The sequence below is a fragment of the Ruminococcus sp. 5_1_39BFAA genome, assembly GCF_964240875.1.
In the GTDB taxonomy this organism is placed as follows: Bacteria; Bacillota; Clostridia; order Lachnospirales; family Lachnospiraceae; genus Blautia_A.
The window spans coordinates 1-23,159 of the sequence record NZ_CAXSVO010000002.1; the positions used below are offsets into that span (position 1 = coordinate 1).

Below are 23,159 nucleotides of genomic sequence, written 5' to 3' on the forward strand. Positions count from 1 at the left end.
TCTTTTAATTATTCCATATATTAGAAATATTTTCCATAGAAATATTACTCAAAAATTAATGCAATTTTGTACTAGTTTGGCAAGCGCATTTAAGGCTACATTTTCAATGCCTTCTCCTTTAGACAGTATTTTTCAGGAGGCTATACAAGAAACATATGTAAAATACGGATGGAAAGATTATAGTACAGCCGAAGACGTTGACGTTACATTATTTGGTCTCCATGAGTTTATTTTGGTTTTTAAAAAATTGGTTGAGAGAGAAAAATATAGTGCAGATGTTAAAGGCAATTTGCGTAGCGGTGGTATTGTCCGATTAAGAAATTTAATCGAACAAAACCCCAATATATATGACACAATACAAACTGTTCCATTAGAAGATATGCTTTCAAAACCCACAGTGTTGGAACTAAATGCAATAGATGATGAAGAGCAAAAGTCAGTACTGATGGCGCTTCTTTTGATTAACATTTGTGTATATACAAAACACAATAATGCGGGAGATGGAGTATTGAAAAATCTAATACTAATTGATGAAGCACATGTTTTGTTTAATGCACAGATTGACGAAAACGGAAATCATGGTGGGAGGAGTACGGTGAGATCACTGGAAAATATGCTGGCAGAAATTCGTTCTTATGGAACCGGCATAGTTATAGCAGATCAATCTCCTGCAGCAGTCGGAAATGAAGTGGTAAAAAATACGGATGTAAAGATAGCGTTTCGCCTCGTAGATATTAACGATAGGAAGGCAATTTCATCAACGACAAGTATGGAAAGGGTGATGGAGAGTCAAATCCCTAAGTTGGATGTGGGACAGGCATTTGTAAGCTATGCATTGTTAAAAGAACCAGTTTTGGTACAGACACCTGATATTAGAGGAAAAGAGAATATTAGACTCAGTGTCTCAAATAATGAAATCCATTCGAGAATGACTTATTGGGACACACACAGTCAGTTTTTAATTCCTTTTAGAGAATGTGAATATTCAGCTTCGTGTACCAAGTGTTCAATGCGATTAAGATCAGATGCAGCATTTTATGCCACACGTTTTATGCAGGATTTTGGAGATAAAATTGCAGATACTAATTCGTTATGTTCGTATATAAAAGCTGTAGATTCATGGCTTGATAAAAAGGGAGTTTATAATGATAACAGAATAACAATAAGTAATTGTATCAAAATAAGGGTAATAAGAAAAGTAATGCAGCAAACAGATATTTCTTTTACAGAAGCCGGATATATAAAGTTGTTAAAATCTTTTTTAAATACGGAAGCATAATGGTGTAAAACGGATGTATAAAGGTTTATAGGAGGAGTATATTGTGGGCTATAATAATTTAGATAGTAACGATTTAGAGATAAACGCTATTAGTCCAACAGACATCGAATGCAGTGATATTAATGATGAGGATATGAGCGATTTTGAGTGTGAAGATGTAGGAATCGAGGACTTAGATAATTTAGAAGTGGCGGAGAACGAAATAGTAGATATTGATTTGGATAAATCGGAGAGTGTAAATGATATCAATCTAACAGATATCGAATGCGGTGATATTAATAATGAGGACATGAGTGATTTTGAATGCGAAGATGTAGAAATTGAGGATGTAGATAATTTAAACGCGCCAGAAAACGAAATAATAGATATTGATTTTGATGAAGCGGAAAGTTTGGATGAACCAGGCATAGAGGTGCGGGAGTTGCTAAATGAGTCAGAATTGGACACGTCGGATAATATGGAAATTGGAGATATGGAATATTCCGAACTTGAGGATGAAATAAAGCATTCTGTTAGTGAAGATGAGGGAGGATTTTTAGCGGAGGAGTTGAATGAATATGAGGATTATGGTGAAAATAAGGAGATTGAACTAGCAGATAATCTCGAATCATTAGATGCGGATGGAATTGTGGAAAATGAAATACCATGGGAACAAGATGCTACAGACGCTTTTGATGAAGAGATGAAATCCTTTGATTTATATGAAGACTTGGAAAAAACAGACTTGACAGATGAAGAAAAGACACAAGTCATTCGAGATTTTGTTGAGCAAAATGTTTCTCCGTCAGTATTACCTAAAACCGGCGGACATTGGAAAGATCCAGATGCAGTTGGTGATTCCCAGTGGGTGCTCCACGACGATACAGAGATTACATGGAATAAAGCAGGAGAAAAACATACTATGACGGGTCTTGAATTGAAAGAAAAGTATGGAATCAATGGCGTTGATTACAGGGGAAATGAACCCAATTTTGAAGATTTTGAGGATGAGTGGATTGGTCATGTTGAGATTGACGATTTTTCAGACAGAAGAACGGGAGAAAATGGAACGTATGATGTAGCTACGCGCACTGCAGCACAAACATTAGGATGTGAATCAAAAGAAATTGAGAAATATATGAGAGAAAACGGATTAACATGGCATGAATGTGGAGATCGAAGAACGATTCGTGCAATTCCAACTGAAATTAATGCGATATTCAAGCATACCGGTGGTATTGGCATTGAAAAATCAGTAGATGCGGTGGGTAAAACCCTATATAGTAAATATGGAGATTTTAATGTTGATCGGGATGGCTTAAAAGGAACATTTTCATTGGCAGAAATGGAAAAAGCTGTCGGAAATATAAGACAGGAATTCAAGGAAACTAAGAAAAGCAAATAATTTCATGATATTGTGCAGAAGGCAAAGGTATCGATATGAAAAGAAAAATGTTTTTAATAATTGGAATATTAACTGTTTTAGGAGTCAGCTCTTTTACTGTAAAGGCTGCAGATTGGCAGCCACGAGAGAATTTCATTAATAATGACAGCGTATTGGAAGGCATAGATTTCGATAATGTGTATGAAGGTAGTGGTTATCTTGTTTTGGAAAAACAAATTTCCGGATTCGATATCAATGAGATTCAATATGCTATTTATAATATGGAAAGTCAATCCATATCAATGGATTTTATTTCTTTGCCAGGTGGACTGACGGAGAGTCCTAATTTTTCATCTCCGAATAAGGTTGACTACAATTTGATAGACTTAACATATAATGGAGATGGCATATTTTCCTATTCCTTTTATAATGACATGTCTTATTCAAACGCTACAAATACAATTTTTTTGTCTGCCGATATAGGAACATACTTTGAATTAGACACTCAAATATCACCGAATAAAATATATTTTCATAATAAAAAAGCATTGATTCTGTTGGATGATTACAAGGAAGGATATGTTGACGGTTGTATTCCTCCAGATAATAAACTGTGTTGGGTTACAACAACAGGAGAAATATCAGATTATATTGTTCCGGGTTACGATAATCAATCAGTAGAAGGATTTGTTTACTTTGATGAAATTAATACATATCACGAAGAAAAGTGTGAAGCATATCCCTTTTACGATATTCAGAAAAATAAGTACCTAATCGTACATTGTTATAAGGATGATGAATGTTTCATTATTGGTGAACAGGCCATTACTACCAGAATGGACTATGACAGCCACTTCGATATTGTGGGATCAGACGGTTTAGAAACATATATTGTAATTGCTGGCATAGTAGGAGATGACGGAAATAGATATTTTTCTATCTTTGACGAAGATGGAAATACAGTTATTGCACCAATGCAGCTACCAGATGATAGGGGATGGAAATTCTATCCGAATACAGATTATACTTGTGAACTAAATGGTACCTGGATGTGTAATGATGATCTAGAAACAGGAAGCGTAGTATTTGGAGACGATGGTTCTTGTATTGTAGACACAGATATCGAGGCTTTTCAAACTACATATGTAATTGATAAAGAAAATCATATGATATGTATTAACGGAATAGAAGATAGCATAGTCTGTGCATATGCCGTTTGGGGTAATTATGCTTATTTATCAGATGGACTTTTTTTAACAAGAATGAGCTAATATATCATTTGCGTAAAGCGATACAAAATATTCCGATAAGTAGTAGGGAAGGGTAAAGGCGAAGAAAAAATGTGGAAAAATCAATTTGCTTCAAGAAAAAAGAAGTTATTAATATCTCTTGCCGCATGTTCGTTTATTGTGTTCATGTCAATTATTGGTATGATTTTATTTCTATGTAATAAGCCTACATCGGAAATAATTGCTGAGGACAAAATCAATGAAAACAATTTAGTAGCAGCGGAAAGGGTTTCGGAGAACTCAATTGTTGGAACGTGGAAAAAAGAATCAACATATTTTGAGACAGGATATATAGAGAGATTATTAACAAATACTTTTGACACGGTTATATTTTATGAAGATGGAACTTTCCGTATAGATGATAATGTTGATGGAACATATAGTATTATTCATGATGGGACAACACTATTTCTCGAAACTAAATTTAGGAGTGGATATTACGATTTTGAACTTCATGATAAGAAATTATATATATATGATGATAGTAAGAAGTTGTTAACTTTGAATCGAGAAATTCAAAAAAAGCCAATTGAAATAACTGCAGATAACGCAATTCTTGGTGAATGGGAATATGAATTTGCGTCAGAGCACGGAGCTATAATAATGAGATTTAGTAAAGATGGTTCGTTTATAATGGAAGTGAGGTATCCCTCGGAAGAGGATAGTAGCGTATTTAATACGGAAACACTTAATGTGAGATACGAATTAATGGACGATGGAGAGACTATAGTAATCTATAATGAAGATGAGAGCAGTGAAGGAACATATTTTGTAGACGGTGATACATTGACAATATGTGTGGAAGGCATTCGCATCTATGATGGAGCTTCATCCTTTGATGTCGTAAAGCTTTACAGAAAGTAGTAATTAAAGAAAATTCCGTGATTTATAGGAGCAGATGCGATGAAGAAGATAAGAACAATATTGATTATGTGGCTGATAGCCTTATGCTGCATTACGAGAGTAAAAGAAAACGTACTGGCAGCAAATATCAATAAGATTGGGAGGACTGCGGATTTTATTATACAGGACAGCAGCGTGATAAGCTATACATCCGATGATATTTCAGAGATGACAGCACAGCAATTATGCTATGCGCGGAACGAAATTTATGCAAGATACGGAAGGGCATTTGTTTCGCCTGAGCTACAGGATTATTTTCATACGAAAAGCTGGTATAACGAGCGGTATTCACCTGAAGAGTTCCAGGAAGAGTGGCTTAATGAGACAGAAAAAAGTAATATAAAGCTTCTGCTTGCAAGAGAATATGAAATCTGTCCGGGAGGATACGTTCTGGATCAGGAAGGATACCGTGAGACTTGGGGGAATATGGCAGGAATTTACAAATTAGCGGATATGGGTACAGATTTGAAGATTGATTTGGATGGGAATGGTGTGACGGAGGAAATTTCTGTACATCCAGTGGATAGCCGTGCCTACAATCCGTATGATGAATATCGTCTATGTATCGACGGAGCCTGGATCGTAGGCAGTGGCGAATATGTAGATGAGAGAATCTACGGAGTATCACTGGATGGTGTCCACACGCTGCTTGTTATTTTTGAGTATGGGCCAAGCGATGATCCGGTATGTACATTTTATGGTTACGATCAGGGTGTGATAAGAATGCTCGGAACGATTCCGGATAATGTAGACCGGATTGCTGTCAACGAAGATGGATCTATGGATGGGTGTATGAGATGCGATTTGATCCAGACAGATAGTATCTATGCAAGTTGGAGAATCGGGGCGGGGAATATGATTGAGCGCATACCGCAGGAGTATTATGAATTTGCGTTCTGCAGAGATTATCCTATAACATTATCACAGCCGATTACAGTGTATAGCAATATGGACTTTTCAGCGGAAAGTTATATCCTGCAGCCTCAGACAGTTACTATTCCTTACACAGATACCGTAAATTGGGTATATGTACAGGGAGAAACCGGAGGCGGCTGGTTTTGCTGCGGGAATATGTCATGGGATGAGAAGAGACAATTGTTTCAGGGAGGTTTTGAGGCGGATTAAAAATCAGATAAAATTATACTGAATTATGTAAATAATAGTAGAACAATATGTACATTTCGTGTATACTAGCAGTTGTATAAAAATACAATTATTCACGGAAAGGAACATATTATGTTAAAAATTGCAGTGTGTGAGGACAATCCTGTGCATGCACAGATTATAGATACAGCAGTAAATAATATATTGGATATTCCTTTTGAAATTACAAATTATTCTACTGCGGGAGATTTTATGAATGTTTTGGAGGAGCAGGGATGTTGTTATGATATGGTTCTGATGGATATCGAGTTGGGGTCTGAATCGGCTTCGGGTATCTCGGCGGCGCAGAAGATTGCACCGCTTAATCTGCGGACTCAGCTTATATATATCAGTCAGTATCTGCAATATGCGCCGGATGTATATGAAACAAAGCATATATATTTTGTTAGTAAAGACCGTTTGGAGGAAGGTCTGGAAAAGGCGTTAAGAACAGCATTGAAAAATCTTTCATGTGAGGAAGGCCGATACCTGTATTTTAAGAAAAACCAGATTCAGATCAGGCTGCCGCAGAACGATATCCTGTATATGGAACGAATCATGCGGGAGACGAAGATATATACAAGCACAGAGGTGTATTCCACCAGTGAAAAATTGACTGCGCTGCTGGAACAGCTTCCGCCGTCATTTGTGTTATGCCACAGAAGTTTTGCCGTAAATCTTGAAATGGTCAGTACGCTTGGACGAACAGGTATTACTTTTGCTGACGGAAAGTGTATACCAATTGGGCGTACCTATTATGAGGCTGTGAAAAGAGCTTTTGCACAAATGATTTTGGAAAAAGTTTAAAGGAGAAGTAGGGTTATGGCTGAAGATGTATTGTCTTATGTACCAATGCTTATCTATATGGCATGGGCGGTATCGTACTATTTTTCTTATTTATTGAAGCCTAAAAGATTCGTTAAGAGTCCAAGGCGAGATTGCTTTTTGGTTATCCTTCCCTTGTTATTATTAAGTATGTATTTGCGGAAATGGGACTTCAATGTGGGAACTGCGCTTGTGCAAATGAGTATTTTATTGGTGGCATTGGTTATGTTTCGGGACAGGCTGCGATTGCGGCTTGTCTCGTATGTTGTTTTTATGGTGGTGTTGATATCCGTCGAAGTTTATGCTACGACGCTGTTCCTGGTGATCAAGCAGCTAACGGTGCGCAGCGGACAGGCTGCAACAGCGCTTAGTGAAGTGAGAAGCATTTATGATCTCATATTACTTACGTGCCTTGATATTGGAATAGGGAGCTTTTTATATTATAAAGCGACACCGTTGTTAGCGCATTTGCTGCTTTCTGTGAAATCATGGACTATTTTTCAGCTTGTTTTGCCATTGTATATGCCTTTTATCATGCAGTTTTTTATTTATCAGAGAGCACGCTGGGGGCTGGGAGGAGTTGTGTATTTTTCTGCATTCCTGATATGTTACCCTGCGTTTCTGAGAGGCATCAAAAGCGTTAAAAATCAGGAAAGGGAGCGGGTTTTAAAAGAAAAAAGTATACAGCTTGCCAAGACTCAGCTTGAAGCCTCCATGAAAATGGAGACGGAATACCGAAAGCTGCGGAAATGGAATCATGATATTGAGAATCATTTGCTCGCTCTTTCTTATTTGATGGATATGAAAAAATATGAAGAGGCAGCAGATTATTATACAGATTTCGCAGCCGTTTCAGACGCGCAGCGTTTTTGCGGACAAGGAGATTCATATGAAGAATAAGCATAATATTCGTGTGTTTTTTATATGTGTTTTTCTGGTACAGCTATGTGATTTTTTAGATTCGATTCCTATTGAAAAATTTCCAAACAGAGAGACCTACCTTATAGTGCTTTTGACGCTGTGTCTTGCTTTGGCATGTGCAAGTATAAAGCTTTACCAGATTGCATGGCAGGCGCTCCGTGATGCAAAAATGGACGCGGAGCTTTCAGCATTGAAGGAGCAAAATCATTTGCAGCAGGAACAAGCGGCTTCTATCGCTGACCGCCAGAGGGAAACTCTTTTTTTGCAGAGAGCGCTGGATGAAGATTTGCAGCATTTTCGGCAGCTACTTGAAGAAAAAGAATACGAAAAGGCCAGTGAATATCTGAACGAAATAACAAACACTTTTCAGAAGAAACGGTTTCGCTCCATCTGCCAGAACAGCCTTATCAGTGCGATTTTGGAAAGCAAGCGGGAGCTTGCTGTCAGAAACGGAATAAAAATGGAATATGAAATTCTTCTGCCGGAAAGTTTGAGTATCGGTCCGGCAGATTTAAGCAGCCTGTTTTTTAACCTTTTGGACAATGGCATTGAAAGCTGTCTTCGCTCCGGCAGGGCGGAAGCTTTTGTACATTTTTCGGTCAGCTTTGCGGCGGATTTTCTTACGGTTCGCATGGTCAACAGTAAAAACCAGGATGAGAAGTTCGACCACCATACAGTAAAGAAAGATGACCAGGAGCATGGATTAGGGCTGTATATTATTGAAGATATTTGTAAAAAGAATGACGGACTTTATGAATGGAAAGATAAAGGGGACGCCTTTGAGTCTGTGGTATTGCTGCGCTGTGCGGCTGCAGCGAGAGCTGATTGGAGGGGATAGGCTATGGATACAAATATTCTTTTTCTTATACCAACACTTTTGTATACTGCGTGGGCAATTTCGTATTTTTTCAGTAATATACTGGAAATGCGGGGTTTTATGAAGGATTCCCGCATATGCTGCTATTTTGTTTCACTGGGTATTTTGGCGATTGGAACGGTTATTAAATTTTATCGCATTGACATAGGTACTACAGCGATTCAAGTGGGTATGCTTTTAATAGCAGTGCTCTTATTTCAGGGCAGTCTTCGGATTCGGATTACCTGTTATGCTGTTTTTATGCTGACTTTGGCAGTCATAGAAATCAATAGTTCAAACATTTTTTTGTTTATAAAGCAGCTAATTTCTCATAAGCCTCATATAGATACGGCAATCAATACCGTAAATAGTGTTTCGGATGCTTTTTTGGTAACTGTTTTGAACATTTTCACAGGATTTATATTTTACTACAAGGCAACCCCTCTGCTGAAACATTTTTTTCTGTCCATTAAAACCAGTACGTTTATACAGCTTATTCTTCCATTGTATTTACCGTTTGTGATTCAGATCATATTTTATCAAAGGCACTTTGGCGTTTGGATAAATGCCCTGATATATTTTCTTCCTCTTCTTGCGAGCTGTATTCTTTTCAACAAGGGAATTCAAAAGGTTAGATTTGAGGAAGAGCAAAGGGCTATAAAAGAGCACAGGATCCAGCTCGTTAAAGAGCAACTGGATTTTTCCATGAAAATGGAAAAGGAATATCAAAGAATCCGAAAATGGAATCATGACATTGAAAATCATCTGACCGCTCTTTGCTATCTTATGGATATGAAAAAGTCTGAAGAAGCAGCAGTCTATAGTAAAAAGCTGTTGTCAAAAATTGAGGATGATAGCGGAGGTACGTATGAAACATAAACATAATATTCCCGGATTTTTCATATGTGTTTTTGGGGTGCAGGCGGGGGCTTTTCTGACATCATTTCCGGTAGAAACATTTCCGAATAAAGCAGTATACCTGCTTTGCCTTTTTATTCTCGGATTTTCTATGATCGGGACTTGCGTAACGCTTTATCATATTGCATGGCAGACGCTTCATGATGCAAAAATGGATGCGGAACTTTCGGGTCTGAAACAGCAGCAGCATTTACAGGAGGAACAGTCCCTGGCGCTTAACACGCGCCGGAAACAAACCTTGGTTTTGCAGCAAAACATGAACCATAACCTTCTGAATTTTCTGAACCTTCTTGAAAATGAAAATGTGGAGGAAGCTGACGCCTATCTTCATGAGTTTACAAGCGCCTTTCGGCAGGAACGGTTCCGTCCTATCTGTCAGAATAATCTTATTAATGCGATCCTGGAAAGTAAACAGAGAACTGCTGAAAAGCATCACATAAAAACCAGTTATGAAATTCTGCTTCCTGAAGATTTGAATATTGATACGACAGATTTAAGCAGTGTGTTTTTTAACCTTTTGGATAATGGTATTGAAAGCTGTATCCGGTCCGGATGTTCAGAGCCTTTCCTGCGGCTCTCTGTAAACGCTTCGGCTGGCTTTCTGACGATCCATATGTACAATAGTAAAAATCCGCAGGAGAAATTTAGACATACCACCTCCAAAGCGGATGTTTACGATCATGGATTTGGATTATCGATTATTGAAGATGTGTGCAAAAAAAATGACGGTACGTATGAATGGAAGGATGAAGGGGAGATCTTTCATTCGGTTATACTTTTGCGCTGCGGAGACGAGCCAAATACGGAAAAATGATAAGTGAAAACTCACAAAAGAGTCCTGCCAAGGCACACTTGCGGTGTCCGGGCAGGATTCTGTGTTAGATATGAGTATTCTTTTTTCTGTATTGTCCGGGGGCAATATTGTTTTCATTTTTAAATGCTCTGAAAAAGCAGGACTCACTGGCATAACCAATTTTCTCCGCAATCTCTCCAATGCTCAGATCGGTTGTACGGAGAAGGCGTTCCGCATGATAGATGCGCAGCTTATTCAGATAATCCTTTGGAGACATGGACATATATTTTTTAAATTCCCTTGAAAGATGCTCGCGGCTTACAAAAAGAGTTTCGCTGAGGGCCTGCATCTTTATATCCTCCGCATAATGCTCAGACAGATAAGTCAGAACCTTCTTTACCAGGATTGAAGTTTGGGCTTCCATCATTTTATCTTTCTCATCCGCAGCGGTAAGCAGATCCGTAAGAAGAGAGGTGAGCATAGCAGAAACCCGGTATTCCCTGTAAGATGTAATAGAAGTGTCGATTTTTAAAATTTGATACTGTTTTTGTTCAAAGTCCTTTACAGTGTGTTCCGTAAATATGACGTTTCCCCGTTTGAGAAACAGGGGATACATATTTCGGATAAAAGGCCCGTCAATGTGCATGACTGTGCTTTTCCAGTACGTCCCTTCTGTTCTGTAATAATGAGGCTTCCGGTTATCGATCAGATATCCCATTCCGGGAGTCAGGATATATTCTTTCCCGTCATAAGATAGAAAACCCTTTCCTTCCAATGTATATCGAAGCTCAAAAAGCTCCAGATTTTGTCTTCTGGTATAATAATTCTCATCCATTTCCAGAAGAAAAAAATTCATAATGTAAACAAGATTCTGTTTGGTAGCGGAACTGATAGGACGATAGGGTGCTGCAGCCAGCCTTCCGCTGAAACATACGTCTGTATCCATATAATAAGAGGTCAGCGTCAAATAGCGGTCTGATTTCTGATCGGGAATCACATTTTGCAGATCATTCCGTAATTGACAGACGTTTCTTGGTTTTGCATATATTTCTTCCACTGACAGCTCAATATCATGATACAGCATAATTTCTCCTTTTTCTTTCAGTATACACTTCCTGATTATCCTGTTTTTATAAAAATTATATCACATTTTAGAAGAAACCGGTCAAAAATCACGGTGATATTTTGAACGGCGTTTTTGTATCATGTAAACATCACCAAATAAGGTTGCAGTAGAAAGGAGAAAACATGAAAAACAACAAGTTAAAAAGGATAATAGGGATTTCTGCCGCCCTGAGTCTGACTCTCTGTTTGACGGGAGAAAGTGTGGTGTATGCCCAGGCAGAAAACGATGATTTTGCCGCGGCCCTTGCAGAAGCTATGGAAGAACCGGAAATGCAGTATCGTCCATACGCCAGATGGTGGTTGGCGGAGGGATCTCATACGGATGAAACGCTTATTGAATCTATTCATGAATTGTATGATGCCGGATACGGCGGCATTGAATTCGTAACATTGGATGAATCCGCTTATCTGGACGATGCTACATATGGCTGGGGATCTCCGGAGTGGATCCACGACAGTCAGTTGATCATCTCTGAATGTGCTTCTCTGGGTATGAGCGTTTCCATGACCAGCGGTACCCATTGGTCAACTGCCAACCTGACAGTAATTACTCCTGATGATCAGGAAGCGTCCCAGGAGCTTGGTTATACGGTGACAGATGCTTTTACAGGCTCTTATGAAGGAGAGCTGGCACTTTGCGTTCTGCCGGCAGAAACCAGCAAACAAACATTAATATGCGTTGTAGCAGCAAAGGTTACGGAAACGGAAGAAGAACTGGTTCTTCTGGACAAGGATTCTCTTACGGTGCTGGACGATGAAGTCACGGCTGTTACCGATGAAGATGGATTTATTGAATCTGTAAACGTATCCTATACCGCTCCGGATGAAGGCGATTATCTTCTTTTTGCTTTTTACCAGTATGGGACAGGAGAATATTACACTCCCGCATCTACTGGAAAATCATATACAATTAATTACCTTTCCGATGCGGGTTCACAGGCTCTGATCGATTACTGGAATGAAAACGTGCTTACCGATGAGATGCAGGAAATTATTGATCAGATCGATGAGTGTGATATGTATATGGACTCCCTGGAATTAAATGCACGCGGTGAAGAGACCACCGGACAGCTCTGGAGCAAAGAGATGCTGCAGGAGTTCCAGGATAGAATGGGCTATGACATTGCGCCGTACCTGCCGCTTCTGATCAAGACATTTGCAAACGGCGGATGCCTTGGGGTGGAGTTGGATTACCGCTACGATCTGGCGGATGATGAGGAAGCGCGTTTTGACGAGTACCTTCGGAATGACTTCTACCAGGTGACGACAGAGCTTTACACTGAAAAATGTCTTCAGCCGCTTGCCGACTGGCTCCACAGCAAAAACATGTATCTCAGAGCCGAGAATTCTTACGGCAAGACATTTGAGATTTCTGAGCCTATTAAGGCATTGGATTATGTAGAGACAGAGGCATTTGAATTTGGCAATGAGATTGAATCCTATCGTGCAATGTCCGGTGCTGCGCATTTGTTTAATAAACGCTACTCCTCCGAAACCGGTGCGGAGTTCTTTTCCAACTACCTGTATAATAACGGATATTACCGCCAGATGTTCTATATGCAGTACGCGTCCGGCATTCAGAAGACCATAACCCACGGTTACTCCTCCGAATATGGTCCCGAGGGACGTGTGTGCTGGCCTGGTTATGAGGGTATGATGGATATGTTCTCCGAACGTTTCAACAAACGTCAGCCAGGTTCTATTGACTATACCCAGCTCAATGAGCATCTCTCCCGGATCCAGAAGATCCTGGAGCAGGGCGTGCCGCAGATGGATCTTGCAATCCTCCGTACAGATTATTCTCTTAACAATTGGTCCTATGGCTTTATGGGCGGAGGAAGCGATCTTTATACAAATATGGTCCACAACAATAAAGGCTTCTATTGGCAGGATATGACTCTCCAGAATGCGGGATACACCTACGATTATTTTTCTCCGTACCTTCTGACAGATGAGGATGTATCCTCGTCAAACGCTCAGATCAATGCTGACGGTGTTGCTTACCAGGCTGTGATCGTTATGGAAGACGAGCTTCCTTATGACTCCGCAGTGCGCCTTCTGGAATGGGCTGAAAACGGGCTTCCTGTTGTGTTTGTAAACAATACGGACGAAATCATTGACAACAACGATAATCATAAGGTCAATCTGGCAGCAGGCAGCCGTACCGGAAGAAACGACGGTAAGGATGAAGAGCTTCTCCAGGTTGTTGAGCAGATTAAAGCGTTGGATAATGTATGCACCGTAGAATCCGAAGCAGAAACCTATGACGCACTTATGCAGCTTGGCATCCGCCCAAGAGCAGAATATGCGGAATCCAATGCTGAGATCCTTTCAACGCTCAGAAAAGACGGGGATACGGAATATCTCTATGTGTACAATTATATGTACCAGAATGAGGAAAACTACACCGGGCAGATACTGATGGAGGGTGCGTTTAAGCCCTACGTGATCGACACATGGACCGGAGAGGTGAAGGAAGTGGCTTCCTACGATGTTGTGGACGGCCGTACTGTCCTGAATTTAGATATTGCTCCCGGAGAGGTGATGGTATTTGCCCTAGAGAGCAATGGAAATGAAGGAGACACCTATATTACTTCTGCAGATAATGTATACTGTACTTTTAAAGAAGATGATCAACTGATCCTTGCGGTCTCCGAGAGCGGAAGCGTATCAGCCGTATTAAACGACGGAACCGTGACAGACACGGAAGTCACCGCACCGGAGGATATTACACTGGAAAACTGGTCTCTTACCGTAGATTCCTATGAACCAGGCAAAGAGATCACAAGAACTGAGACAAATGATGCTACAGGTGTAACCACCACCGAAGTAACCTATACTACAGATCACAATTTAATTGAAGCAGGTACTCTTGCCGAGCTGGTTCCGTGGAAGGATATAGAAGCGCTTGGTGAATACATTTCCGGTACAGGTACCTACACAACCTCCTTCACGCTTCCTGAAGACTGGAATAGTGAAGAACTTGGAGCTGTATTTGCTGCTGACAGCTTCTCATACGGCACTGCTGCGCTGTGGGTAAACGGTCAGGAGGTTCTGGTGGATATGGACTCTGCCGAGGCAGACATCTCCGACTATGTACAGGGCGGTGAAAACACGATCGAGGTTCGTGTCACAAGCAGTCTGCGCAACGCAATGCGTTCCTACGGTTACATCATGGGTGCCTCCCAGGCAACCGATGAAAATTCCAGTTCCTTCCAGAATTCTGCAGGAGGCTGGCTGGAGCAGCCCGAACCGGATGATTACGGAATGGTTGGGGAAACTTCCATCATTACTTATCAGAAAGTAACGGTGTGATTGAAGTAAAACGTAGAAAAAGCCGTCAGGTCATATTTTACCGTAAGCGGCGAAAAACTTTACAATACCGTGATAGATGAAATACAGCCGACAGAATATAATCACTTTGAAAAAAGAATTAAGCAGAAAGGAAATTTGAGTGATGAAGAAAAAAATTCTGTTGGCTGTTCTGACAGTAGGGATGATGTCCGGTGAAGCGTTTCCGATATGGGCATATACGCCGGTAGCTTATGACGTAGAGGTTCCGCAGGAATTTAAGGTTCCATTTGCAGAAGGAAAAGAAGGATATTTTGAAAATGGTCTGGTAACGGGATTCGGTTCAGCGGTTACATTCAAAGGATACAACGAAAACGGAGAGATGGAGTTTTATGCTGTTACGGACCGTGGACCAAACGCAGATGCGCCTCAGTACAGTGCAGATGGTAATGTTACAGACGCTAAGATTTTTCCGTGTCCGGAATTTACGCCGAGTATTGCAATTCTGACAATAAAAGATGAGGGGGCAGTGGTAACCTCCGTGATTGAATTAAAAGATGAACAGGGCAATAATATCACCGGATTGCCGCTGGAGCCGGGACAGGTAGGTTCTACGAATGAAACGGCGCTTGATATGGAAATGAATAATATTGGTTTTGACAGTAACGGTCTGGATACAGAAGGAATTGCAGTAGACAAGGATGGAAATTTCTGGGTGTGCGACGAATACGGACCGTTTATTGCAAAATTTGATTCAGAAGGAACTCTGTTAGAGAAATATGCGCCTGGAGACGGCCTTCCGGAGATCCTGGAAAACAGGATTCCAAATAGAGGGTTTGAGGGCCTGACGATCACTCCGTCAGGAAAAATCCTGGCTTCTGTTCAAAGTGTTCTGGATGTGAACGGCGAGACATCCAAAACTGCCTGCTTTACGAGAATCGTAGAGCTTGATCCTGAGACAAAAGAGACAAAGATGTATGCTTATCCGGTAGAGATATCAAAATATAAGTCTGCTAAAGACTGTAAAATTGGCGATATCTATTCTATAGACGACAATACTCTTTTGGTAATTGAGCAGGGAACGCTTTCCGACGGCAGCATGAGTAATGTGATCTGCAAAGTGGATCTGACTGATGCCACAGATATCACAGATGTTGCTTATAATGATAAAACACTGGAGTATGTTGAAAGTGCGGAAGAATTGGATATTAATTTTATCAAAGCAGAAAAACTGGTGGATTTGCGGGAACAGGGATGGACTGCTGAAAAAGCAGAAGGCATTTGTATGGCAGGCGATGATATTGTGGTGATCAATGATAATGATTTTGGCATTGTTACCAAGGTAGAGGATGAAGAAAATCCAGATGCGGATATTATGGATTATGTTTATGACAGCGCTTCCGGAAAATATTTTCTGGACGAAAAAGAGGCATCGGTGAAAATATCTCTTGAGGAGAATACAGAGCCGGCGCAGTTGTGGATATTGAAAGAGAAATGATCAGAGAGGGCGTTTTCCCGGAGCGGGGGAGCGCCCTTTCTCATAGTTGCCAAGCATCCAAAGGAACTGCCGCTGTCAGTTGATATTTTCGAAAGGTGGTTGCATAAATAGTATTCCATAGATTATAATATGTAAGTAAATATGTATATATTTATGATCACTGACAGACAGAAATATGTACGTAACTTTGAAAAGGAGTTGTCCAGCTAAGTGATTAGTGATCAACTCCTTTACTGTTTAATGAATTGCAGGCGGCGTTGAGATAGGCGTATAATAAAAAGTTATCAATGAGAATGGACATGAGGTGAAATTATGTTAAGTCATTTATCCATCAAAAATTTTAAAGGTTGGAAAGATACTGGGGATATCGAATTGGCACCAATAACAGTTCTTTTTGGCAGCAATAGTTCAGGAAAATCTAGTATTGGTCAATTTTTGGTAATGCTTAAGCAGACAGTTCAACAATCCGATAGAAAAACAGTGCTAATGTTATCCGGAGATAAAGCATCTGTTAATTTGGGAACGCCATCTGATATTTTCCATAACCATGATATGCAAGAAAAGATAAAGTTTGAGTATGATTGGTCGCTAGATAAAAAGTCAGATTTTGGTATAGGAAAAAATAGACGGCGTTATAACAGAGTTAAATTTAAAGCTGATATTCAAGTTAATGATCCGGAGATCCAATACTTAGAAGTAGGGCGGTTTGCATATGAACTATTTGAAGATACTAGACAACGTCTTGCTGTAGGCATGAAAAAATTAGATGAAGGATTAGGTAGCCGTAATTATGAACTGTTTAGTGAAATAGAGGAATTGAAACGGACGAAAGGAAGGGCTTGGAAACTGACAGAACCCATGAAATACTATGGATTTCCAGATGCGGCACTTGCTTATTATCAGGATTCTGATTTTTTACAGGATTTGAATCTTCATCAAGAAAATTTATTTTCCAAGTTTTATTATTTAGGACCTCTTAGAAGTAAATCCAGTCGAATATATAGCTGGGCAGGAACAAATCCGGATAGTGTTGGAGATGATGGTATATATACAATTCAAGCAATTCTTTCTGCAAAACATGAGGGGCGTAAACTTAGATTTCCGCATACCAATTATATACCTTTTGAAGCGGTAATCGGAAATGCCTTACAAAAGATGGAGTTGATTGAAAATTATAAAATCAACCGTATAGAAAATCGACAGGATTATGAAGTCAAAGTGAAGATAAAGGGAACTTCCGAATATGTTAGTCTTCCAGATGTAGGGTTTGGGGTCTCACAAGTACTTCCGGTTATTGTACAGTTATTTTATGCTCCAAGTGGTTCTATTATTTTTATTGAGCAACCAGAAATTCATTTGCATCCTAAAGCTCAGACACTTTTGGCAGATGTGCTTATTGATGCTATAAATATGAGAGAAAATTCGAAAGATCGGAAGATACAGGTTATTATTGAAACACATTCAGAATATTTGCTTAGAAGGCTTCAAATGCGTATTTCCGATAAAACTATAAAAACGGAAGAAATGAAAGCATATTTTGCAAATAACTGTGCAAATAGGTCCAAATTGGAAGAATTGCAAGTGGATACTTATGGGAATATCCTAAATTGGCCCGAGGGCTTTTTCGGAGATATGGAAAAAGACATGTATACGCAGGCAATGAACGCAATGGACCGTAGGATTAAAGAAAGGGATATGCAACATAATGAATAGAATTATTCTGGATACAAATGTACCTGCTAAAGCTTCTGTTGCACCTGATTCTTGTCCAAACGAAGAATTGAAAATGCAAAGAGCTTGTATGGAATATGTAGGTAAATTAACGATGGGGCAAGAAAAAAAATTGGTTTTGGATTTAGGTCATGAAATATGGAAAGAGTACCACAATAATGTCTGTAAAGACAGTAATATGGGAAAACTGTTTTTTAGATGGTTATACAATTACTATGCTGCTATTTTGCCGCAGGATCATATTAAGTTGGATAAAGATGAAAATGGACAATATGTTGACTACCCATATGATAGCGAAACTAAAGAATTTGACGAAAGCGATAAGAAGTTTGTTGCACTTGCTAATGCACATGCTGAGAAACCGCCGATTATAGAAGCCGCAGATGGAAAGTGGCTTGGGTATGAAGAGGCTTTTGCTAAGTATGGAATACATATCGAATTTCTTGATAGGGAATATGCTCAAAAAATGTATGAACAGAAAATTTTAAATAGAGGGTCTGAGTAAATGTTCTATAAGTTTCACTCAACACCGTATATTCTTTTGGGTGATACAAGACAAAAAAGAATTATTTAACAGATTTAGAAGTAGAGGATTTTTTAGCCAATAAAATTGCGATTGAAGAAAAAATAGACGGCGCAACTTTGAGCCTGGTACCAAATTTAGGATATGGCAAATATTCAAGAGGATTTAAATGATTTTTTTCATGTCTAAGGTTGGAACTTGTAATAGTGAAGGAATATATTTGAGGCTTGATAATAATAATTGGCTGCTAAAGAGAGCAAAATGGTTTGTCCGGAGTTTAGACAGCAGATTGAAGTACATTGGAGCAGAAAAACTTTAGAAAGAAATGGTTTATTTATAGATCGTGTCTAGTGGAAAAAAAGCACAAAAAATATAAAAATCTCAAAAATATATTGACAAATTAACTAAAAAACAGTATGATTAATTCGTGCAAACGTTTGCACGAATTTTTTTATCGGTTAATGCAACCGTTTGCATAAACAGGAGGTACCGAAAATGGGAGCTACAATAAAAGATATCGCTAAAATGGTCGGCGTTTCAGCATCCACGGTTTCACGGGTGATAAACGGCAATGCCGCAATCTCTGAGGAAACCAGGACACGAATACAGGAGGCCATGAAAGAATTAAATTATCACCCTAACAGCCGGGCGCGGAATTTTGCAAACGGGATCACCAATACGATTGCCCTGGTCATTGATGCGGAGGATGAGAATACATTTGCCAATACATTTTTTAACCGAAGCGTTTATGCCATTGAGAGGGTAGCGCAAAAAAATGGATACAATTTGCTGATTACCAACGATATGGACGAAAAAGGTTCATCTATCACCTCCCTGGTATATGAGAAAAAGGTGGACGGTCTGATCCTTCCGTCTTCCAGTATCCGGAAAAAGCTGACAGATCTGCTGGAAAAAGAGCAGTTCCCCTTTGTGGTCCTGGGAGAGCCGGAGGTCTTTTCGGACAAGCTGGACTGGGTTGACATCAATAACTATGAGGGCGGAAAAAAGGCAGTCTGCCATTTGCTGGAACAGGGATTTAAAAGGGCAGCATTCGTTTCAGAAGAAGACCAGACGGTTTTTGCAAAGCGAAGGATTGCGGGATTTCTGGATGGGCTTCGGGAAAAAAACATAGATCTGGAAGACGTGGAGGTATTGATCTGCGGACAGGATTACCAAGGGCTGATAAACGATGTAAAAAGAGCAGTGGAGGAGAAGAGGATAGACTCTGTGCTCTGCTCCAATAACATCATTTCCTACCATATCCTGAAAGGTATGCGCGATGCCAGGATCCCGGTTCCGGAAAAGCTTGGCATGGTCACCTTTGACAACTATCCTCTGGCGGAATATATGGAACCGCCGCTTACTGCTGTTGATGTAGATACATACCGGCTTGGTGAAATAACAGCCAATGCGCTGATACAAAAAATGAATAACAGGGAGGTGGAGCAAAGAAACGTTTTGATTGATACAGAGTTGATCAAGCGAGCATCATCCGAAGGAAGGGAGGAGCAGATTGGATGAACAAGGAGGCAATCAGACATACAGGAACATATCCTGACATTTATCTGAAAGACCGCCAAACCTTAATTTTACGCCTGCGAACTGCAAAAAAAGATATGATGCAATGCAAGGTGATTTATTTTGCCCGCACAAGTCCCGGCGAAAAAAAGTCTGTAGCGATGGAATGTGTCCTGCGGGACGAGCTGTTTGACTATTACCGGGCAGAATTGAAATTCCGCCATCCGGCAAGATACCGGAAATATTACTTTGAACTGGGAGGGAAAACCGAAGCTCTTTATTTGTCAGCCTGGGGGCTGGGCAGGGAAGCGCCGGAGGACGGGCTGTTTGAGTTCCTGTACGCAAATCAGACAGAGGTGATCCATACTCCTGAGTGGAGCAGAGGACAGATTTTTTACCAGATATTTCCCGAAAGGTTCGATAACGGAAATCCGGACCTGTCGCCGCCGGATTGCCGGGAATGGGGAACAGCGCCTACACGGGAAAATTACATGGGCGGGGACCTGCAGGGGATTATCGATCATCTGGATCACCTGGAAGAGCTGGGCGTCCAATGCCTGTACCTGAATCCCATTTTTTCCGCGGATTTTAACCACAAATATGCCGTCACAGATTACTATTATGTGGATAACCTCTTTGGCGGCAATGAAAAATTCCGGGAGCTTGTGGAAAAGGTTCATGAAAAGGGAATGAAGATCATACTGGACGGAGTTTTCAATCACACGGGGATCCATTTCCGGCAGTTTGCAGACATTTTGGAAAACCAGGAGGATTCCGGATATAAAGACTGGTATCATATCACAAAATTTCCAGTGACGGTTTCCAATGCGTGCTACGAATGCGTGGGCGCTTACCCATACATGCCGAAGCTGAATACGGGAAATCCCCAGGTCCGTGAGATGATCCTGGAAATTATGGAATACTGGATCTCAGAGTATGGGATTGACGGATGGCGGCTGGATGTGGCAGATGAGGTGGACGAGAGCGTATGGGTTGAGGCGAGAATTCGTTTGAAAGAGAAATTCCCAGGAATTCTTCTTCTGGGAGAGACATGGGGACCCGGACTGCGGCTTATGGATGGTTCGAAAATGGATTCCATCATGAATTATACATTTCGCGACAGTGTGAGAGATTTTCTTGCATATGAAAAAATTGATGCGGAGCAGTTTGACAACCGGATTCAGAACATGCTTGCAAAATACCCGGAGGAGATGAACCAGTCCATGTTTTTGCCCCTTGACAGTCATGATACGGAACGCTTCCTGTATTTCTGCCAGGGCAAAAAGGAAAAGCTGAAGCTGGGAGCGGCATTCCAGATGACCTTTGTAGGCGCCCCGTCCATATATTATGGAGACGAGGTGGGAATGACCGGGGCGAACGATCCGGACTGCAGGCGGTGTATGATCTGGGATGAGGAGAAACAGGACCGGGAGCTGCTGGAATATTATCAGTGGTTGACTGGCGTGCGGAAAAGGGAGGCGTGTATAAGAACAGGCAGATATGCTGTAAATTTATGTGAAGGGAGGATGTATGGATTTATCCGCTATGATCAGGAGGAAGAGATATATGTTCTGATCAATGGAGAAAAGGAAGAAAAAACAGTAAATTTGCCGGTATTTTATAAAAAAAGATATTTTGATATGGAAACAGGAAAGGAATACGGGCTTTTGCCTGTTGGAAAAAGGGAGTTTAGAAATTCTGACATGTACAGCTATGGAGGAATGCTAACCGTTCCAATGGAGCCGCTCAGTGTAAAAATCTTGAAAGCAGATAAGGGAGGAAAAGTCTTATGAAGAAATCTAAATTATTACCGATGCTTGCAGCAATCACAGCAATGAGTTTGGGAACCATGACCGTTTATGCGCAAACATCGGCAGATTCTGAAGCCAGTTCTCAGGAAAGCCTGGACAGCAATGATGAGAACAGCGGTTCAGCAGAAGAGGTAACGCTTAATTTCTGGCACCACTACAGTGCGCAGTCGCCGGAAAATGAAACGCTGATGAATGTATTGATTCCGAAGTTTGAAGAAGAAAACCCCGGGATTACCGTAAATGCAGTATCCCACGAATGGGCGGACCTGCATGATAAGATCCTGATCAATGCAAAAGCAGATACCTTACCGGATGTGGCACGTCTGGACAGTGCCTGGATCCCGGAATTTGCAACAGCGGGAATCCTGATGCCGCTGAAGGAAGAGATTGCCGATTTTCAGGAAACCGCGGATGGGCTTCTGGACAGCGCCATGAGCACGGCACAGATTGACGGTCATTCCTACGGGCTTGCACTGAATACCAACACGAAAATCCTGTTCTACAATAAAACCGCATTGGAGGATGCTGGCTTGGAAGCTCCGGCAACCATGGACGAATTTGTGGAGACAGCAAAAGCTCTTTCCGGTAATAATGAAAACGGACAGCAGGTATGGGGCTATGATGAGCCTGCGCTTTCCGGATGGAATCTCTGCCCGTTTATCTGGAGCTACGGCGGTGATATCTTAGATCCGGACCAGACCACAGCGGAAGGCTACCTGAATAGTGAGAAAACAGTTGCAGCCATCCAAATGCTTGCGGACCTTTACGCAGAAGGTGCCATGACTGGCTTTAACAGCGGCGATATTCCTATGACAGACGGCTTCGGAACAGGACGTTATATGATGCTGCTGGAAGGTCCATGGAAGATCAGCGAGATGGCAGGCGCATATCCGGATTTCGCATATGAAACAGCAGCAATGCCGGAAGGAGAAGGCGGTTCTGTCTCCGTTCTGGGCGGCGAGGACATCTCCATGTTTACATCCGCCAATAAGGAAGCTGCATGGAAATTCATGCAGTTCATGACCAGTGAGTTTGCACAGGTGGAAATGTCCAAATGCGGACAGATCCCGGTAAATGAAGCTGCACTGGAAAACGAAACCGTAAAGGAAGCAGATTTCGCACCATTCCTGGAAGCCATCAAAACTGCAAAGAGCAGACCGACTGTATCCTGCTGGTCCGAGATCGACAGTGAACTGGCAACTGCAGTTACGGCTGTCATGAACGGTGAAAAAGCAGCACAGGATGCAATGGATGAGCTGGCAGAAAAAGTAGATGCTCTGCTTGCCGGGGAATAACGTTTGTTATCGTCTGCACACAAGAAATGCGGGCGGTCCCAACGCTATCATTATATAGCAGAGGAATCCGTTTCGTC

At 40.9% G+C, this 23,159-nt stretch carries 18 protein-coding genes; 17 read left to right on the top strand and 1 reads right to left on the bottom strand.

Annotated features, from left to right (window positions below; translation table 11 throughout):
* The 10 genes from ACESZH_RS02625 to ACESZH_RS02670 all read left to right on the top strand — a co-directional run.
* On the top strand, nucleotides 1-1,279 hold a 1,279-nt coding region (locus ACESZH_RS02625), incomplete at its 5' end, for an ATP-binding protein (protein ID WP_373212787.1).
* A 43-nt stretch (nucleotides 1,280-1,322) separates the two neighbouring features.
* Nucleotides 1,323-2,663 (top strand): HNH endonuclease, encoded by a 1,341-nt coding sequence (locus ACESZH_RS02630; protein ID WP_373212785.1) that lies wholly within the window; start codon nucleotides 1,323-1,325, stop codon nucleotides 2,661-2,663.
* A gap of 35 nt (nucleotides 2,664-2,698) precedes the next feature.
* Complete coding sequence (locus ACESZH_RS02635) at nucleotides 2,699-3,913, top strand: hypothetical protein (RefSeq protein WP_373212783.1); 1,215 nt, start codon at nucleotides 2,699-2,701, stop codon at nucleotides 3,911-3,913.
* Nucleotides 3,914-3,982: 69 nt separating this feature from the next.
* Nucleotides 3,983-4,795, top strand: a complete 813-nt coding sequence (locus ACESZH_RS02640) for a hypothetical protein (protein ID WP_373212780.1) — start codon at nucleotides 3,983-3,985, stop codon at nucleotides 4,793-4,795.
* A 39-nt stretch (nucleotides 4,796-4,834) separates the two neighbouring features.
* Nucleotides 4,835-5,959, top strand: coding sequence for a YARHG domain-containing protein (locus ACESZH_RS02645; protein ID WP_373212777.1), 1,125 nt, complete (start codon nucleotides 4,835-4,837; stop codon nucleotides 5,957-5,959).
* Nucleotides 5,960-6,070: 111 nt separating this feature from the next.
* The gene (locus ACESZH_RS02650) at nucleotides 6,071-6,784 is read left to right on the top strand and encodes a LytR/AlgR family response regulator transcription factor (RefSeq protein WP_373212775.1); all 714 of its coding nucleotides are present in this window, start codon (nucleotides 6,071-6,073) and stop codon (nucleotides 6,782-6,784) included.
* A gap of 15 nt (nucleotides 6,785-6,799) precedes the next feature.
* Complete coding sequence (locus tag ACESZH_RS02655; protein ID WP_373212772.1) at nucleotides 6,800-7,702, top strand: hypothetical protein; 903 nt, start codon at nucleotides 6,800-6,802, stop codon at nucleotides 7,700-7,702.
* The gene (locus ACESZH_RS02660; RefSeq protein WP_373212769.1) at nucleotides 7,692-8,561 is read left to right on the top strand and encodes a sensor histidine kinase; all 870 of its coding nucleotides are present in this window, start codon (nucleotides 7,692-7,694) and stop codon (nucleotides 8,559-8,561) included. The genes ACESZH_RS02655 and ACESZH_RS02660 overlap by 11 nt, the downstream gene beginning before the upstream one ends.
* Before the next feature lie 144 nt (nucleotides 8,562-8,705).
* Nucleotides 8,706-9,458 carry a hypothetical protein gene (locus ACESZH_RS02665; protein WP_373219847.1) on the top strand — a complete coding sequence of 251 codons (753 nt, stop codon included), beginning with the start codon at nucleotides 8,706-8,708 and terminating at the stop codon, nucleotides 9,456-9,458.
* On the top strand, nucleotides 9,448-10,311 hold the full coding sequence (locus ACESZH_RS02670) for an ATP-binding protein (protein WP_373212764.1): 864 nt from the start codon (nucleotides 9,448-9,450) through the stop codon (nucleotides 10,309-10,311). Before ACESZH_RS02665 ends, ACESZH_RS02670 begins: the two co-directional genes overlap by 11 nt.
* 64 nt (nucleotides 10,312-10,375) lie before the next feature.
* Here ACESZH_RS02670 and ACESZH_RS02675 read toward each other — a convergent pair whose 3' ends face one another.
* On the bottom strand, nucleotides 10,376-11,374 hold the full coding sequence (locus ACESZH_RS02675; RefSeq protein ID WP_373212762.1) for a helix-turn-helix domain-containing protein: 999 nt from the start codon (nucleotides 11,372-11,374) through the stop codon (nucleotides 10,376-10,378).
* Nucleotides 11,375-11,538: 164 nt separating this feature from the next.
* On the opposite strand from ACESZH_RS02675, the gene ACESZH_RS02680 reads away from it, so the two are divergent.
* From ACESZH_RS02680 to ACESZH_RS02710, 7 genes are all read left to right on the top strand, one after another.
* Complete coding sequence (locus tag ACESZH_RS02680) at nucleotides 11,539-14,730, top strand: glycosyl hydrolase (protein ID WP_373212759.1); 3,192 nt, start codon at nucleotides 11,539-11,541, stop codon at nucleotides 14,728-14,730.
* A gap of 142 nt (nucleotides 14,731-14,872) precedes the next feature.
* Nucleotides 14,873-16,204 (top strand): esterase-like activity of phytase family protein, encoded by a 1,332-nt coding sequence (locus ACESZH_RS02685; RefSeq protein ID WP_373212757.1) that lies wholly within the window; start codon nucleotides 14,873-14,875, stop codon nucleotides 16,202-16,204.
* A 312-nt stretch (nucleotides 16,205-16,516) separates the two neighbouring features.
* A complete protein-coding gene (locus ACESZH_RS02690; RefSeq protein ID WP_373212754.1) occupies nucleotides 16,517-17,917 on the top strand; it encodes a DUF3696 domain-containing protein in 1,401 nt (466 codons plus the stop codon).
* Nucleotides 17,910-18,440 carry a hypothetical protein gene (locus ACESZH_RS02695; RefSeq protein ID WP_373212751.1) on the top strand — a complete coding sequence of 177 codons (531 nt, stop codon included), beginning with the start codon at nucleotides 17,910-17,912 and terminating at the stop codon, nucleotides 18,438-18,440. The genes ACESZH_RS02690 and ACESZH_RS02695 overlap by 8 nt, the downstream gene beginning before the upstream one ends.
* Nucleotides 18,441-18,953: 513 nt before the next feature.
* On the top strand, nucleotides 18,954-19,979 hold the full coding sequence (locus ACESZH_RS02700) for a LacI family DNA-binding transcriptional regulator (protein ID WP_373212748.1): 1,026 nt from the start codon (nucleotides 18,954-18,956) through the stop codon (nucleotides 19,977-19,979).
* Nucleotides 19,976-21,769, top strand: a complete 1,794-nt coding sequence (locus ACESZH_RS02705) for an alpha amylase N-terminal ig-like domain-containing protein (RefSeq protein ID WP_373212745.1) — start codon at nucleotides 19,976-19,978, stop codon at nucleotides 21,767-21,769. Before ACESZH_RS02700 ends, ACESZH_RS02705 begins: the two co-directional genes overlap by 4 nt.
* Nucleotides 21,766-23,082, top strand: coding sequence for an extracellular solute-binding protein (locus ACESZH_RS02710; RefSeq protein WP_373219849.1), 1,317 nt, complete (start codon nucleotides 21,766-21,768; stop codon nucleotides 23,080-23,082). The genes ACESZH_RS02705 and ACESZH_RS02710 overlap by 4 nt, the downstream gene beginning before the upstream one ends.
* The last annotated feature ends 77 nt before the right edge of the window (nucleotides 23,083-23,159 follow it).